11 protein-coding genes are annotated in these 16,428 nt (G+C 36.4%); 3 read left to right on the top strand and 8 right to left on the bottom strand.

All coding sequences use genetic code 11. The features are described from left to right. Positions 1-89: 89 nt before the first annotated feature. Positions 90-935, bottom strand: coding sequence for a mechanosensitive ion channel family protein (locus ACQ76T_RS19590; RefSeq protein ID WP_431344935.1), 846 nt, complete (start codon positions 933-935; stop codon positions 90-92). Between the two features lie 66 nt (positions 936-1,001). Here ACQ76T_RS19590 and ACQ76T_RS19585 point away from each other — a divergent pair, with 66 nt between their 5' ends. Next, on the top strand, positions 1,002-1,202 hold the full coding sequence (locus ACQ76T_RS19585; RefSeq protein ID WP_431344934.1) for a hypothetical protein: 201 nt from the start codon (positions 1,002-1,004) through the stop codon (positions 1,200-1,202). 62 nt (positions 1,203-1,264) lie between these two features. Here the strand turns inward: ACQ76T_RS19585 and ACQ76T_RS19580 are convergent, their stop codons facing one another. From ACQ76T_RS19580 to ACQ76T_RS19565, 4 genes are all read right to left on the bottom strand, one after another. Continuing rightward, on the bottom strand, positions 1,265-1,999 hold the full coding sequence (locus ACQ76T_RS19580) for an SDR family NAD(P)-dependent oxidoreductase (RefSeq protein WP_431344933.1): 735 nt from the start codon (positions 1,997-1,999) through the stop codon (positions 1,265-1,267). 139 nt (positions 2,000-2,138) lie between these two features. Continuing rightward, positions 2,139-2,507, bottom strand: coding sequence for a preprotein translocase subunit YajC (gene yajC / locus ACQ76T_RS19575; RefSeq protein ID WP_431344932.1), 369 nt, complete (start codon positions 2,505-2,507; stop codon positions 2,139-2,141). Between the two features lie 10 nt (positions 2,508-2,517). Next, on the bottom strand, positions 2,518-3,027 hold the full coding sequence (locus ACQ76T_RS19570) for a DUF1573 domain-containing protein (protein WP_431344931.1): 510 nt from the start codon (positions 3,025-3,027) through the stop codon (positions 2,518-2,520). 1 nt (position 3,028) lies between these two features. Then, positions 3,029-3,934 (bottom strand): transcription antitermination protein NusB, encoded by a 906-nt coding sequence (locus ACQ76T_RS19565; protein ID WP_431344930.1) that lies wholly within the window; start codon positions 3,932-3,934, stop codon positions 3,029-3,031. Between the two features lie 91 nt (positions 3,935-4,025). On the opposite strand from ACQ76T_RS19565, the gene ACQ76T_RS19560 reads away from it, so the two are divergent. Together ACQ76T_RS19560 and ACQ76T_RS19555 are read left to right on the top strand one after the other, a co-directional pair. Continuing rightward, positions 4,026-5,687, top strand: coding sequence for an ABC transporter ATP-binding protein (locus ACQ76T_RS19560; protein ID WP_431344929.1), 1,662 nt, complete (start codon positions 4,026-4,028; stop codon positions 5,685-5,687). A gap of 99 nt (positions 5,688-5,786) precedes the next feature. Next, positions 5,787-6,122, top strand: a complete 336-nt coding sequence (locus ACQ76T_RS19555) for a DUF3276 family protein (protein WP_002976288.1) — start codon at positions 5,787-5,789, stop codon at positions 6,120-6,122. A gap of 119 nt (positions 6,123-6,241) precedes the next feature. Here the strand turns inward: ACQ76T_RS19555 and ACQ76T_RS19550 are convergent, their stop codons facing one another. The 3 genes from ACQ76T_RS19550 to ACQ76T_RS19540 form a co-directional block, all read right to left on the bottom strand. Further along, positions 6,242-11,281, bottom strand: a complete 5,040-nt coding sequence (locus ACQ76T_RS19550; RefSeq protein WP_431344928.1) for a DUF4132 domain-containing protein — start codon at positions 11,279-11,281, stop codon at positions 6,242-6,244. A 24-nt stretch (positions 11,282-11,305) separates the two neighbouring features. Then, on the bottom strand, positions 11,306-11,806 hold the full coding sequence (locus ACQ76T_RS19545; protein WP_431344927.1) for a hypothetical protein: 501 nt from the start codon (positions 11,804-11,806) through the stop codon (positions 11,306-11,308). A 339-nt stretch (positions 11,807-12,145) separates the two neighbouring features. Next, entirely contained in the window at positions 12,146-15,874 is a 3,729-nt protein-coding gene (locus tag ACQ76T_RS19540; protein WP_431344926.1) for a fibronectin type III domain-containing protein, read from the bottom strand. Between the last annotated feature and the right edge of the window lie 554 nt (positions 15,875-16,428).

Here is a 16,428-nt window from a genome sequence, read left to right as displayed (position 1 = left end):
AATTTGGACACAAAGATAATGCAATGTGTAAGTAAAAAATCTAACTCAAAAAAATTGCTGTATTATAGTAATACAGCAATTTTTTTGAGTTATCTATTATAAATATGTACATCCCTCTGTGGAAAAGGAATACCAATTCCTGCTTTATCCAGAGCTTCTTTACAACCGATGATTAATTCTTCATTCATAGTCCAGAAATTTTCTGTAGCAGTACTTACTCTTACGGATACATTCACTGCACTGTCTCCAAGTTCTGTCACCACAACCTGTGGTGCAGGGTTAGCAAGAGCGTATTGATTATTCCGAATGACATTCATTAAAATATCCTTTGTTTTCCTAAGATCTGCGTCATAAGCAACACCAATATCCAATGATGTTCTCCTTGTTCCTAGTTGAGTAAAGTTTGTAATACTATTGTTAGAAACAACTCCGTTGGGAATCACGATCAATTGATTTTGTGGAGTAACAAGCTTTGTATGGAAAATATCAATAGCCTGCACCGTTCCTGAAACACCGCTATTGGTAGAGATAAAATCACCTATTTTAAAGGGTTTTAACAAAAGTATAAGTATTCCTCCTGCGAAATTAGTTAGTGAACCCTGTAAGGCCAGACCTATGGCCAAACCTGCAGCACCAATCATGGCTACAAACGCAGAAGTCTGTACTCCTAATTGCGTAACTACCACAATAAATAACAGAATATTAAGTCCCCAGTTGATAATATTTAAAAGAAAATGCTGCAGCGAAGCTTCCATATTACGTTTTTTGAAAGCTTTTGCAACCAGCTTTTTAATCATTCTGATCATCCATGATCCAATCAGATAAATAAGCAATGCTGAAATGATTGCCGTGAAAATTCTGGGTGCCCATGAAATTGCAGAGGTGATTAAAGTATCCCAATGTTTTTGAATGTTGTTCAATTCTAAATCGTCCATTTTATACTTGCTTATTTTAATATTTTTTATGAATATTATAATTGATTTCTCTCGCAGAATTTAAAAATGAATATTGGAAAAGCATCATGTATTTCAAAAACAGAATCACCTTTACACTCAGGGAGCAAAAGGAAATCATGTGATATTTTAAATAGATTGACAGCAGAACAGATTGGTACTGCTTTACTCAATGATCATTTAGAAATTGAATCTTGCCAAGAAGAAATAATTTTGACCATAGAATTACAAAAAAGATACCGAACTTAAAATTATCATGCAATTCGATATCTTTAGATCATAAACAGTATAAATCTACTCTTTCATGATTATTATGGTAGTTTTGCGGCCAGACTCTCCGGCAAAAGCCTAAGGATATGGTAAATAATTTTCCATTTAAAGTTCGGAACGATAGTAAAAGAATTTCCTGCGTTCACCACAAATCCGGCCACATAATCCGGTTCCATGATCAATGATTCATTCAGCTCTAATCCTTCATTGATTTTTGTCCTGACATATCCTATTACTAAGGCATTGACTATTATTTGTCTGGAAGCTAATTCCTGTCTTAATCCTGCCAAAAACTGAGTAAAAGCAGATTTTGTACTTCCATACACAAAATTACTTTTACGCCCTCTTACTCCAGACAACGAAGACAATCCGATAATTCGTTCAAGGTTTTTATTATTTTTATCCATCGCAATAATGCTTAGAATAGAAACACCTCCCATATAATTAACTTCCATCATCTGTTTCGCCCCTTTAAAATCCGTCAAAGCTTTTTGATTGTCTACTAAAAAACCTGCCGCATATACTGCAATATGAGGTTTTACGGGAAGTTCTGTATAAAACGCCTGATGGGAATCAAAATCTACAGCATCAAAATACAAAATGGTAATTTTTGATCGGTCCAGATTATTTTCAACAGCAAAATCCTCTAATGATTGAGTATTTCTTGAAGCAGCCATCACAGAAAATCCTTTGGAGATATACTGCTTTATACATTGCTTCGCCACATCTGAATTGGCACCTAAAATGAGAACAGATTTGTTTGTGTTTTGATTCATCTCGCAAAGATAATTTTTATTAGACAACAATCCGGCTAATTGTCTTTACAAATGAATACAGAACATTGGGGATAGGTTAAAAATGACTGCGGCGGGTGAACTTTGTTCACCCGCCGCAGCTACATATTTTCCAACTGAATTATTTCTTTTCTTCAGTAGTTTCTATTTCTTTTTTGTCAGCTGATTTGTCAGCTGTTTTTGCTTTATCTCCAAAACGAGATTCTGTCATTTCTCTTGAAACTGCAGCTTTTTCAAACTTTAGTTTTCCAGATAATGTTTCGATAACAAAACCATCATCCTGAACCTGAGCAATTCTTCCGTGAAGTCCTGAGGTAAGAACAACTCTGGTTCCTACTTTAAGGTTCTCCTGAAAGTTTTTTTCCTGTTTTTGCTTCTTCATCTGAGGTCTGATCATCAGGAAATAAAACCCTACAAACATTACCCCCATTATAACAAGCATCATAGATGAAGATCCTCCCGGCTGTGCCTGTAAAAATAGTGTCAACATACTCTTAATATTATGGTTGGATGTTCGCAGTGAACGTTAATTTAATTGGAGCTTTCTCTACGTTTGCAAAAACATCTGCATATTTCTGAACGTTTCCGTCGAAGTTTGAAGAATCAAAGTGCAAAGTGATCTTACCTTTTTTACCAGGCATGATAGGTTCTTTCGTAAAGTCAGGAGCAGTACATCCGCATCCAGGTTTTACTTCAGAGATAACCAATGGGTTTTTACCCGTGTTGGTAATTTCGTATACGTGTTCTACTTTGTCTCCTTTTTTAACTTTTCCAAAATCGAAGTTGCTTTCTGATAAAGCTACAGAAGTAGATGGCTCGTTAGAAACCGGTGCTGCTGCTTCACCAGCTGCAGGATGTGCAGTAGAATCAGCAATTACAGGAGCTGCTGTAGCTGTAGAATCTGTTACTGTAGTTGTTTCAGCGTTTTGAATTTCTTTGTTTTCTTTTTTACATGAAACCAATCCGAAACCTATAATTGACAAGGCGATAACTGATAACGTCTTTTTCATTTTATATTCTATTTTGATCTTTACAATATTTATCTAAAATACCATTAATGAAGATATTGGAACGATCTGTAGCAAATACTTTTGCAATTTCAATGTATTCATTAATGATGACTCTTGAAGGCGTGAATGCAAAATTATCAAGTTCTGCAATCGCGGTTGACAAAATAACTTTATCCATTAAAGAAACTCTCTCAAGATCCCAGTTTTCTAATCTTTCTTCCAGTTTCTTTTCGTTGTTTTCCCAATTATTCAGGGTATCTCTCAATAGTTTACCAGCGAAAGTTTTATCATCTTCATCTTTGATCATTTTGATCAATGTTCTGCTTTCTTCATCTTCTCTTAGAAAACCGATCGTTTTCTGTACCATTGAGTTTGAAATATGAATATCGTCGTACCATGAAAGTTCTTTGTCTCCTAAATAATCATGAAAATCTTCATTTTCAGCAATATATCTTAAGAATAGTTTTCCGATAAATTTCTGATCTTCTTCAAAAGAATAACCTTCTTCTTTCATGAAATCCTGATAACGTTTCCCAGCAGTAATTCTCTGGAAAGTCTTCACCAATAAATCATCATGCATATCCCATTTCAATTGCTTATGCTGTCCTGTAAAAAATAATCTTTCAGGATTTTCTTCCAGCTTTAGCAATACTTGGTTGTTGATGAATTTTTGGTTAGGATTAATATCAGCATCAGTCTTAAGGTATTTGTTCTTACCAATTTCAATCTGATGTTCTGCCAATTCTTTCAGACTCACCAGGAAGTTGAGCTGATAGATGTATAGATAATAGATTTTCTCTATCCCGGCAAACATGTTTTTCTCTAAAACATCAAATTTTACAGGATTTTGGTAGTAAGAATACACGGTCTGTACTACTTTTTCACGGATTTGTCGTCTTCCTAACATTCAAAGAGCTTTTTTATGACTGCAAAGATACAAAATTTAAAATTGATGAAATTCGTAGTGTGATGACATTTTTGTAATTTTGTAAAACTATATGAAAGCGTTAAAAACCTTAAACCCCTATTTTTGGAAACATAAGATCCTGTTGTTTTGGGGCCTGTTATTTATTATTCTCAGTAATTTTTTCAATATATATAAAGTACAGTTTGTAGGAAAATCGGTAGACGAGCTTACGAAAAGCGGAAATCTGGGATTCAATCAGCAGGTACTGATCTATGTAGGAATTATTGTAGGCTGTTCACTATTAACGGGATTCTTCACTTTTATGATGAGACAGACCATCATTGTGGCTTCCAGAAGGATTGAATATGAACTTAAAAATAGAATTTACAAACATTATCAGGATTTATCTTTAACGGATTATAAACAAACCACCATTGGGGATCTGATGAACAGATTAAGTGAAGATGTGGTTGCGGTAAGAATGTATCTTGGACCTGGGGTAATGTATGTTGCCAACCTTATTGTTCTTGTTCTGATTACAGCCATTTACATGGTAAAAACAGATGCGTCTATGACGTTGTGGACATTGCTGCCTCTACCTATATTATCTTACGCTATTTATAAGGTAAGTTCTATCATCAATAAAAAATCGAAAGTGATGCAGAAAAGCCAGTCTGCGATATCCACTTTTGTACAGGACAGCTTTTCGGGAATTCGTGTGGTAAAATTCTTTGCCAGAGAGAAATACATTGAAAAAAACTACGGAGTAAAGGTAACCGACTACCAAAATAAAGCACTGGATCTGGCGAAAACAGAAGCCTATTTCTTTACGATTATTTTATTTGTAATCGGCTTGCTGAATGTCGCGATCATCTGGGTTGGAGGAACAAAATATATTGCGGGAGAACTGAGTATCGGTAAGATTGCAGATTTCTTTATGTATATTAATACTTTAATTTTTCCTTTTTCTATGGTTGGATGGGTAACATCTGTAAACCAAAGAGCGGAGGCATCTATGCAGAGGATCAATGAATTTATGGATAAAAAATCAGAGATTGTCAATACGAATTTTGACAACTATCCTATTCGAGGAGAAATTGAGTTCAAAAATGTATCTTATGTGTATCCTAATACCGGAATAAAAGCTTTAGATAATTTAAGCTTTACAATCAAAGCAGGTGAGTCTTTAGCGATAATGGGAAAAACCGGAAGTGGAAAATCAACAATTGCATTATTGCTTTGCAGACTGATAGATCCTACTGAAGGAGAGATTTTAATTGACGGAAAAAACCTGAAAGAACATAACCTGGACAATTACAGAGATTTTATAGGATATATTCCTCAGGAAAGTTATTTATTCTCTGATTCTATTGAAAACAATATTGGATTTGCCATCAATAATCCTTCTCACGAAAAGGTTGTAGAGTACGCTCAGATTGCCGATGTTCATAAAAATATTATTGAGTTTAAGGATCAATATAAAACACTGGTAGGTGAACGAGGGGTGATGCTTTCGGGAGGGCAAAAACAAAGAATATGCATTGCCAGAGCCCTAATTAAAGACCCTAATATCATTATTTTTGATGATTCTCTGTCTGCATTAGATACCGAAACGGAACAGAATATCCTTGAAAATATTGACAGGAAAATCAGTAACGCTACTTCCATAATCATCACACACAGAGAGTCTAGCGCTCAGAAAGCCGATCAAATCATCAACCTCACAGAAATTGCCAATTCTGTAACTGCTTAGCCATTTCGTTCTCAATTGTTAAATAAATCATAAAAAAAATTTTGTGATTAAAAGAATTCTTTTATATTTGTTCTTAACAAGATTAAAAAATATCTAACAATGAGTGAATACAAGGAACGCCATGAAAATGAGATTTTCACGAAGGTGTTAAAAGCAGGGAGAAGAACTTATTTCTTTGATGTGCGCGAGACGAAAGCAGGAGATTATTATCTTACAATTACTGAGAGTAAGAAGAATTTCGGAGAGAATGGAGAAGCTACATTCGAGAAGCATAAAATTTACCTTTACAAGGAAGATTTTAAGAGTTTTCAGGAGATGTTTAATGAGTCCACAGATTTCATCATTAATGAAAAGGGTGAGGATGTAATTTCAGAAAAACATGACAAAGACTTCAAGAGCAGATCTTACACAATAGACTCTGACGACGAGGTTTAAAAAAAGAATATCTAAAAACACAAGCATCTTGAAAAGATGCTTTTTTTATACCCTAAAATTCACTTATTATTTATTTCAAAATAAAAAGGTACACTTCTGAGAAGTGTACCTTTTGTCATTTATACATATTCACGCTTTATCTGTGACAATACAGTTGGGTCCTGTATTTCATTGTCTTTGGCCAGTAATAATACTTTGGACAATACTTCTGCAGATTTCGGATCGTCATCTGCAAATGGTAAAAACAATCGTCCTCTGTGCTGTGAATGCACCGGAAGTATAGACAAATATTTACCAGGAACCTGATGAACAACTGCACTGCCCAAATGCACACTGTATTCTGCCATATGGCCTTTTATCTGTACATGAGAGCCCTCTATTTTTATATTATCCAGTTTGAACAAACGGGCTGTTTCTTTCATAAGTACAGCTCTCATTTCAATAGAAGAATGGCTGGCTTCAGGATCTACATCTCCTACGTGCGCTACGGATACGACAAGATCTATATCTCTCATAACTTCTGAAAACAACCTTGGATCAATTTTTTCAAAAGGAATATTTTTATAGTCTTTTAAAGAATGAAATTCTATGGTTTCTAAAGTCGGACTTTCAACATCTGCAGGTGAAAACCAATCTGCCAATGCATAAAGTTTTACCTGAAAACCTTCTTTATGATATACTTTCTGAAGACCTTCTTCATAATCTACCTTCCAGCCTCTTGTTTTAAGGAGCGCCAATGTCTGCTTCGGTTGAATCTGATGTCCTGCATAACGGCGGGATACTGATTTTTCTTTCAACTCATCAGGGGTAGGCACATATAATTCTCTGAAAACCTGTTTGAATGGCTGTACCAGTTTTTCTTTAAAGCAATGATGCTGATAATCACTCCATACAGAATGTTGATGCAAGTCTACACAATGTGCAATACGCAGGGTATTTTCATCATTCAGTTCCTGAATTTCTCCATGAGCATTCACAAGGCTTCCATCATGGAAAAAACCGATCTTATGATCATTAGAAATAAGTACCAGCTTTTCCAGATGTTTTACAATCACCGGATGCTCGAAGAGTGTTTTTATTTCTTTCAGCATAAATTCATCTCCTCGGATCATTGCTTCTTCCAGACCTTTTCTGGAACGGGTCCATTGATCACGCATGATCTTACGGTTATTGCTCAGCTCAATGACTGCTTTATCTTTTTTAATCTTTGGCGGAATAGATTTCAGCTGTTTGTCCTCTCTGAATACAACAAGTTCAGCTTTTCCATTGTCTTCTATAATTAAACCTACAGTAACGCCGTCAATAGTTACCTGTGTTTCTTGAGATAAAAGGCCCTGGATCTGTTTAGTTTCCATTGCCCAGGTCAATCTTACCGGATCGGGATATCCTGCATTACGCGCCAGATTTTCTAATGCTACACGAATAGCCAATGCCTCACTAGCCTGCTTCATTGAGCCAAATTCTTTACTTTCTTTTTTAAACTGCTGAATATATTCATAACGGCTCAGAACGTCTTTTTCCGGGTTTATTTTGCTTAATGGTACAAGCCCGTACACTCTGAGGTAATCCTGATCTCTCTTATCTTTTACTTTAGCCGTTACTTCTTTTATTTTTAAACTGCCTGCCAAAGTATCCGAATAAAGTCTTGCTCTTCGGTGCCCGTTTCCGTCAGAAATATATTTTGCAGACTCATACAGCATTTCCCAACGGGCTTTTCCTAATTCTTTATACGCTTTTGTAAACCAGTCTTTGTCTACCGCACCGTCTTTAAATTCCTGAATATCTACTGAGGAGTATTTGGCTACTTCACTTTCCAATTTGGCATTCTGGGCTTCGTAAGCGCTTGTTTTGGTATGGGCATGCATCCACCAAATGGCAGAATCCAGTCCTTTCCAACCAAGATAATTACTGATAAGTTTCTGCCACTGCGGAGCATATACCGCCACCTGTACAAGGCGAAGCTCTGCAATTTTTTCTTTCTTCACCATTTCATTAAACGCCTCCTGAGTATCTGATTCTAAGGGATAACTATTAGATATCAGCCACGAGAAAAGCTTCTGTTTGGTCATATTTTCGCTTCCATAACTGTATATGTAATTCGCATACAGTCCGGTTTTTCCCAGACCTTTCACAGTCTGAATCAACCTTTGCGAACCATACATAGACTGAAACTGCTGTACAAAATGCGAAACAGAGGTATTGGCATCTCCGCGGATGAGTTCTATATTCAAAAACTCGTTCTGAATTTTCTCAATCATCGGTTTCAGGAAGGAAAACACTTCTATCAATTTTTCATTATGGTAAGATTTAAGGGTTGTAAGTTCTCTTATCGCCGAATCTGCTGTAAGAATTCCTTCGTATAATTCTCCTTCAGTAATACTATTGAGTTCGTAGGCTTTACAGAATACATAAAACGGAGGAACGGTAGTACTGATGTATTCTTCCAATCCATTGTACTGCATCCATCGGTATAAATTCCATTGTTTACGATGTTGCTCATCGGTAAGGCCCTTTAATGGAATTGCTTTTAAAAAGATATCAAAAAAGCCTTGCTCCTGCCATCCGTTTCCTTTGTTACTTTGATAATAATAGTTTTTTTCTTCTTTGCCTTTATAATTGATAATATCTTCCGGCAGATTAGCAAACAGCGTACTGCAGGCATCTATCAAAAAGTCTGTTCTTTCTTGAAAAACAAATTTATGCTGCAACGAGTACAGAATAAAACTGATAGGATTACTCCAGTAATAGCCGTTCTTTATGGGATTGGGAAGAATATCTTTGTGATAAAACACATAATCCTGCAAAAAATCTCTGAACTTCTTACGATCACAATTCTCAGCAAATGTTACTAAAAACAGATCTCTTGGCTGCCATCCTGAATCTTGATACCACTGCTGCCATATTTCATACAGAGGATAATTGGAAGCCAGCTGTTCAGAGGTAAAACCATCGATCTCTCTTTTGATCTGGCGGAAATCATTCCCCATTAATACGGTAGTTTTAGAACCGTTCCAATCTTCAGCTTCGTATTCATAATCTTTATGCTGCAGAAAGAGATCATTCAGCTTTTTAAGCGCATCTTTTATTTTTTCTATAGGCTGTGTGAAACCATATTTATTGTCTTTTGTTGATTGTGCGTATATTGAATCCTTCTCAACTTTTGGCAATTCAAATTTTGATATTGCTGTAGGATCATAAAACCCAAATCCATTTTCTGGAGAAAGGATCTTTTTGTCTGAAGAAGGGTTAATCTGTTCAAGTAAATTCTGCTCCCTATCTGATATTTTCGTTCTTTCGCTGTACTGCTGTGCCCAACGGGTAATCTGTGATGAAACTCTTTGAACTTTCTGAAGCTGAAGCATGATATCCAATGAGGCTGTTCTCTGCTCTACATCTCCTTTTGCCAACAATTCATCTACCAATGGAATGATCACTTCATCTTCCTGTCCTACAACAAGCTCTATAAGCTTTTTACGGAGTGTACCACCTTTTCTTTTAAACAGATCAAAGAAAGTCATGATTTCTTCCTTACTTAAAGGATTCTGGAGCAATACATTAATTCCGGAAGCAATCAAAGCTTCACCTCTGTCTTTTATGATTTTAAAGGCAAATTCTTTTTGAAAATCAGTCACCTTCTTACTGGTTTTTCCTAATCCGTATGAAAGGGAATAGCAATAAAGCGTTCCTACAATATTTCTCGTTAACAATTCACGTAAAGAAAGATCAAACTGATCAAAATAAGAAAGAACAACATCCAGCTTACTACTATCCTCTCCTACCAGATAAAACATGGAGGCATATAGATCATTTTTTCTGAAAGTGACATTCAGCCATGAGAATATTTTTCCTTCAAACTTCTTTTCTTTTACCTCTATTTTTTGAGTTAGATTGTTAAGCTTTTCGAAGAAATCTGGATAGTTCGGATTGTTGATAAAAAATTTTGAATCTGTATTGACATTTAACAGCGCAGACATATGATGACCGGCAAAGGCCAGTACCTGTAAATCTCCGTCCAATACTGCTTTGTAGTATAAAGGCATTTGGATGTAAGGATCACCGGTTTCAGAAGCAAACTTTATGGCCAGGCATTTCTTTTCTACATTACCTTTATCAAATAACTGATGTAAATAAGGAACAGTTTTCTCAACATCCCAAACTCCCTGTACCCAAAGTGCCATGTATGCTTCTATATTATTTTTACCATTAACAGCTTCGGGAATTACTTCAGGATTACTGAAATAATGATGTGCCAATGACACAATATTCTTCACAACAGATTCCTTTTCAGATTCCCAACCCAAGCCTGTCCAGGTATCAATAGCTCTTACTACCGATGAAAAGCGGGTAAGTTTATGTTCAACGATTACGTTGGTCATATATTCCAAAGCTCCGATACTGGTTTCATCCAACGCCTCCAAAATAGTCTGCCTCAAACCTTCCTGGCGTTGGGCTGCAATAAGAAGTTTTTCCACCAGCTCCCAACAATGTTTCTGATCACTGTTAAGTAAAGCCTTGATAATTCTCCAGGACACCTTTCCTTCAGAATGTTTATTGAAAATAATATCTTCAATTAATTGATAAATAGTGGTGTTTCCCGTATCAATTGCAGCAGACCAAATGTAAAACTGGCTTGCATTGTTAAAAATCTCATTATCATAAATAATCTGCTCTTCCAGCGTTAGGTCGTAACATTCATTATCATAGCTATTTTTACAGGGAAAACGTAGAAGTTCTCTGATAAGATTCGCCTGATTGATCATTACAAATCTTTCATGATGAGGTGCGCGGAAGGAACGGCGGCCATAGCCCGTCTGATACATTTTGTAAGGCATTTTGTTCCATGCATATTTTACCAGATCCGCATGATCACCAAAATAATATACCAATAGGTTATAATGGGCTTCATCATCCCAAATATTGGGCTTTATATATTCTTTTAACTTTTCAGCATCTTTTGAGCCTAAAGTGAATGACTGATAATAATTGGTTTTCCCCATCAGCAATAGACCTAGTTCTGCTACCGCTTTTGTAAGAATGGGTTTTTCGGGAAAGATCTGAACAGAAGTTCCTTTCTCGGTGTACTCTATAAGACCTTTTCGTAATTTTTCGTAGTAATTTTTAGACAGTTTTTTCGATTCTAATTTTTTTGTGATTTCCATGTACTATATTGATTTGTATTTTAATTACCAGTAGCTTCCCGCCAAAAAAGTGAGCCTGATGAAAGTAAATGAATGCTGCAAACTTAGATCAACCGGCTGAGCCAGATTATCGAGCTGCTCATCATTATAAAAAACGGCGAACATGCCATCTTCGAAAGCCTGAATAGCGCTTTCTTGCGCCTTTTCCAGATTGGCTCTTTTGTCGTTGTAAATACTTCCGAAACCTACTTTTCCGGTATCTGTTAAAATATTTAAATAATTATTCTGTGGAATTTTGGTATCATCTTCATCTTCCAGTTCAAATGATTTTGCATTGAAGGCTTCTACCTGTTGCTGGACAACAAGTTTTAAAAGACGCTCCAATGAAATGGTATTTTCATGATGAGCAATATCGAGAATTTGCTCTGAAAGAACCGGGTGTTTCCTCCCTAATTGTTTTACAGTAACCTTTATTTCCATATTTTGAGAATGTGATTTTAAAAATACGGAAATATTTTTGCCTGCCTCAATAGGTATTTTCCACATATTTTTAATCATAAACAAATTTCCTAGCCCCGATTGCCGTGAAAATCCTTTTTTTGAAAAAAAAGATTGTAACAAAAAGCGGGAAATAGCTTCAAAAATAAAATAGCAGAAAAAATTGATGATCTTCTTCAAGTGTAACCATAGCTGGAGAACGGATTATAATTTTGAACACTGAGAACCTGTTTAATTTTTTTTCATCAGCACATCTGATATACTAATGAATTGCTGGCTCATTGTAAGCGATTTTGAGCCTGCACAAAACAATAAAAACAACCCGAAGGTTGTTTTTATTTAGTATATAATAAGTTGAAGATCAAAAAATTTAATACATCTTCTTATTTATCTTTTAATGACTTTTACTGTTTTTACATTTTTTTCACCTGAATCTATTTTTAAGATATAAACTCCCGATACTAAGCTTGAAGCATCAATCGTTGTTGTTTTATCGTTGATCTCTTTGGTGAAAATCAATTGCCCTGTCGTATTGAATAGTGTTACCGAGATAATCTTTTTATCAGAAGATACATTTAAGATATCATTTACAGGATTTGGGAAAACTTTTAAATGATCTGCTGCGGACATAACTTCATCAACCATTAGGTTACTTACAGGGCATGCAATAGACACCCATGAAGAACTATTCGTTGTGGAGTTATTACCCAACTGCCCTGATCCATTTAACCCACAGCTAGAAATAGAGCTATCAGTATTTAATAGTAAAGTATGGTGAAATCCGGTTACAGCCTTTTGATAATTGCTGGAATTCGTCATTGTAATCGTGTTTCTATTAGTGGTTGTTCCATCACCTAATTGGCCATAAACATTGCTACCGCAAAACCACATATTTCCAAAAGATGTCGTTCCTACAGTATGATCAGAACCGGCACTAATACTTTTAACACCATCATATACTGCATTAGGAGCTGATTTAGAAGTATTCGTACCATCACCAAGCTGTCCGTACAAATTGTGTCCCCAAGTATAAAGTATTCCATTAGTTTTTAATCCCACTGAATGAAAACCTCCAGCAGAAACCTCTTGCCAATCAGTTGCCGTCCCAATTTGTAAGGGACTAAATCTAGTAGCAGTAGTGCCGTCTCCTACCTGACCGTATGAACTGGTTCCCCATGCCCAAAGTGTTCCATCTGTTTTAATAGCCAGCGCATGAACCGATCCTAGATCAACACTACGCCAGTTAGTAGCTGTTCCTATTTGATAAGGAGTTGATCGGTTGTTAGTTGTTCCATCTCCAAGTTGAGCATATCCATTATATCCCCAGCCCCAAAGCGTTCCATTCGTTTTTATGGCTACTGTATTTACATCTCCAGCAGAAACACTCTGCCAGTTCGTATCTGAAGTTATCTGAGTAGGGAAAATTCGATCGTTGGTTGTTCCGTCACCTAATCGGCTATTTCCGTTAAGTCCCCATCCCCAAAGTGTACCATTGGTTTTAATAGCCATACTATGAAATGTGCCCGCGCTTACACTTTGCCAGTCATTTGCTGTTCCAATTTGTACTGGAACTGTTTTTGCGGTGTTAGTTCCATTACCCAATTGCCCAAAATCATTTGCACCCCAAGCCCAAAGTGTTCCGTCTGATTTTATTCCAAGCGAATGGCTCATACCTGTAGATACCATTTTCCAACAACCTGTAGTAAGTGTTGTAAAGCTTCCACCCGAAATCCAGTTACTTTTTGTTCCATTACAATTAGAACGAACCCAATAAAAATACGTAGTAGAAGGTATTAATGGATTTAATGAAGATATGGCAGGGCCAGTTGTTGAGTGAGTTGCAGCTGTTCCACTTACAGGTGCTGAATTTACGGTAGATAAATACACTTCATAATTAGTAGGAGCAGTTGCTGGTGCAGACCAAGCAAGGCTGCAGGAATTTGAGGTTATATTAGATACTGATAAATTACCAGGAGCTCCACAAGTAGCCACCAGACCCATACATTGAATATATCTTATTCTACTGGTATTTTGTGTACCACAAGAAGCATTGGTATTGATATGATATCTAACAACTCCTGAATAAGTACCCGAAACCCAGTTTAGAGGCGTGGTACCTGATGCTAGAACCGTATTTCCTAAAGCATTGGTTACTGTAATATAATCCGAGGAATTCGAACTAAAAAAAGTATATTGTGTATTCGCAACTACATTTACATTTGAATATTCACCAGCATAAGCATCGCTAACAATTTGTTGCGGACTGCCAGTACAGGTTGGGGTAAAAGTTTCATTTGGATATAAACCATACGTTGCACCATTACATGTTAAAGCAGCAAGCGTAGTAAAACTTCCACCATACACCCAGGCACTTTTTGTTCCGTTACAATTAGATCTTATCCAATAATAATAAGTTGTTGCTGCGGAAATTCCATTCAAGACTCCCGTACCTGCCGATGTAGTTGTTGCAGAAGCTGTTGTTGTACTTGTTGGTGCAGTATTGGTTGTAATAATATAAATATCATAATTTGTTGGCGCAGTTGCTGGTGCCGTCCAGCTCAATCTGCAAGAATTTGATGTAATATTAGAAACCGATAATTGTGAAGGTAACCCGCAATTTGCAGTGGTTACGCATTGAATATATTTAGTTCGGTTGGTATTTTGTGATCCACAGTTAGAATTACTATGTAAATAATAACGTATTCCACCCGTATTGGTACCTGAAGACCAGTTTAATGGTGTTTGACCACTTGCCAAAACTGAAGTTCCTGTACTATTGGTAATCGTTATAAAATCGGTACCCACAGAAGAAGAGAACACATATTGTTGGTTGGCAGCAATATTTACATTAGAATATTGGCTTGCAAAGGCACTAGAAGTAATTGGCTCCGCATTCCCAGTGCATGAAGGCGTAAAAGCAGCATCGGGATACAAACCATAAATAGCTCCATTACAACTTAATGATTGGTTCATTGTGAAAGAGCCACCCGAAGCCCAGCTGCTTTTTTCTGTACCACAATTAGATCGAATCCAATAATAATAGGTAACACCAGCTGTTAAACCATTAATATCTTTAGTGGTAGTAGTATTGGTATGGGTAGCAGTGCTATTTGCTGTCGGAGCAGTATTTGTAGTGGCCATATAAATTTCATAACCACTACCTGGTACATTAGTTGGAGCAGCCCAAGACATCCTAATAGAATTAGATGTAATGTTGGCTACTGCCAAACTAGACGGAGGCATACAGGTAACAGATGATGTAATACAATTTACATATTTATTACGCGGACTCCCTGTAGAAATACCGTAACCACATTGTGCATTGTCATGAGAATAAAAACGAACCACTCCTGAAGTAGAGCCCGAATTCCAATTGACAGGTGTTGTACCACTTGCCAGAACAACGGTTCCTAAAGCGTTAGTAATGGTAATAAAATCGGTCCCATAATTGGTTTTAAATTGATACTGAGTGTTTGGAACAACAGCTATATTGGAAAAACTACTATTTTTTACATCAGTAGCAAAGAAATCATCACTTCCCGTGCAGTTTGGTGTAACGGTAACTGAAGGATAAATTCCATAATAGGCACTATTGCAAAGCAATGATGAAATCGTTGTAAAAGTTCCTCCATAAATCCAAGCTCCATTTTGATAATCACATCTAGAACGAAGCCAATAATGATAAGTAGTATCCGGATTTAAAGCGGTAACCAAAATTGAATTTGTACTTGAAGAACTTGTTGGAACCGTTGCGCCAGGTGTTGCAGGTGAAGTACTCACATAAGCTTGATAGCCAAAAGCAGGCGCAACAGAAGGCGTCGTATAATTAATTGTACATGATATAGGTGAAATATTTGAAACACCTGTAGGCGTAACATCTAAACAAGCTTGAGCCGTAACCCAAGTAACTTTTCGTGTTCGTACAAACTGATTGGTCGTTTGACATTGTGCATTTTGATGAATGTAATACCGAACCGCCTGATTATAAGCTGAAACAAAACTTACAGGTGTTACTCCAGAAGCAAGTACTTGTGTGCCAGTATCATTGGTAATAGTCAAATAATCAGTGGAAACGGACGAGCTAAAAGTATAATACCTTGATGGTTCAACGTGCACACTGGCATACTCGCCAGTTCTTGCATCGGAGTTGATAGTGCCCGAGCCAGCCGCACCAGTCGCTTGATAAATCCCGGCGGGATACTGTATCCCTGTTGTGCACTGAGCTGAAATCTTTGATGCCATGAAAAATAGCATCAAAAGTAAGGATAGGGTAATTTTCTTCCTCATTTTGATAAAAGTTTGTAATGGTTATTAGTTTTACATTTTTATAGGGCGCAAATATAAAGTATATTTTTTAAAATGTAAGATTTGGCAGAAAGATTTTCTATCTCAGCAGGTTAGAAGAATTATGAGGAACAACTTTCTATTTCCAATTTGAATCTTAAATCATAAATGACCTCCTCCCCAAAAAGTAAATACTTATTGGGGAGGAGGTCATAGTGTGGAGTTTGATCTTAAAAAAAATTCTGTCCCAGTTTCAAAAATTTCACATTTTTCATCGGGTGAATGATAGGCTAAATCATATGAACTTTGATTTATACCTATAAAGTCTCGAATCAAACATTTTTCAAATCCTTCATTCCAGTTATGATACATTGTAATGATATTCT

It is taken from the genome of Chryseobacterium sp. JK1 (assembly GCF_050632815.1).
Taxonomy (GTDB): domain Bacteria; phylum Bacteroidota; class Bacteroidia; order Flavobacteriales; family Weeksellaceae; genus Chryseobacterium.
This window is presented reverse-complemented; position numbering and strand designations above follow the sequence as displayed.

What these genes read in the sequence shown, in the direction of transcription:
- ACQ76T_RS19590 (WP_431344935.1), bottom strand. Translation starts at nt 935, where the DNA reads ATGGACGATTTAGAATTGAACAACATTCAAAAACATTGGGATACTTTA.
- ACQ76T_RS19585 (WP_431344934.1), top strand. Translation starts at nt 1,002, where the DNA reads ATGAATATTGGAAAAGCATCATGTATTTCAAAAACAGAATCACCTTTA.
- ACQ76T_RS19580 (WP_431344933.1), bottom strand. Translation starts at nt 1,999, where the DNA reads ATGAATCAAAACACAAACAAATCTGTTCTCATTTTAGGTGCCAATTCA.
- yajC (WP_431344932.1), bottom strand. Translation starts at nt 2,507, where the DNA reads ATGTTGACACTATTTTTACAGGCACAGCCGGGAGGATCTTCATCTATG.
- ACQ76T_RS19570 (WP_431344931.1), bottom strand. Translation starts at nt 3,027, where the DNA reads ATGAAAAAGACGTTATCAGTTATCGCCTTGTCAATTATAGGTTTCGGA.
- ACQ76T_RS19565 (WP_431344930.1), bottom strand. Translation starts at nt 3,934, where the DNA reads ATGTTAGGAAGACGACAAATCCGTGAAAAAGTAGTACAGACCGTGTAT.
- ACQ76T_RS19560 (WP_431344929.1), top strand. Translation starts at nt 4,026, where the DNA reads ATGAAAGCGTTAAAAACCTTAAACCCCTATTTTTGGAAACATAAGATC.
- ACQ76T_RS19555 (WP_002976288.1), top strand. Translation starts at nt 5,787, where the DNA reads ATGAGTGAATACAAGGAACGCCATGAAAATGAGATTTTCACGAAGGTG.
- ACQ76T_RS19550 (WP_431344928.1), bottom strand. Translation starts at nt 11,281, where the DNA reads ATGGAAATCACAAAAAAATTAGAATCGAAAAAACTGTCTAAAAATTAC.
- ACQ76T_RS19545 (WP_431344927.1), bottom strand. Translation starts at nt 11,806, where the DNA reads ATGTGGAAAATACCTATTGAGGCAGGCAAAAATATTTCCGTATTTTTA.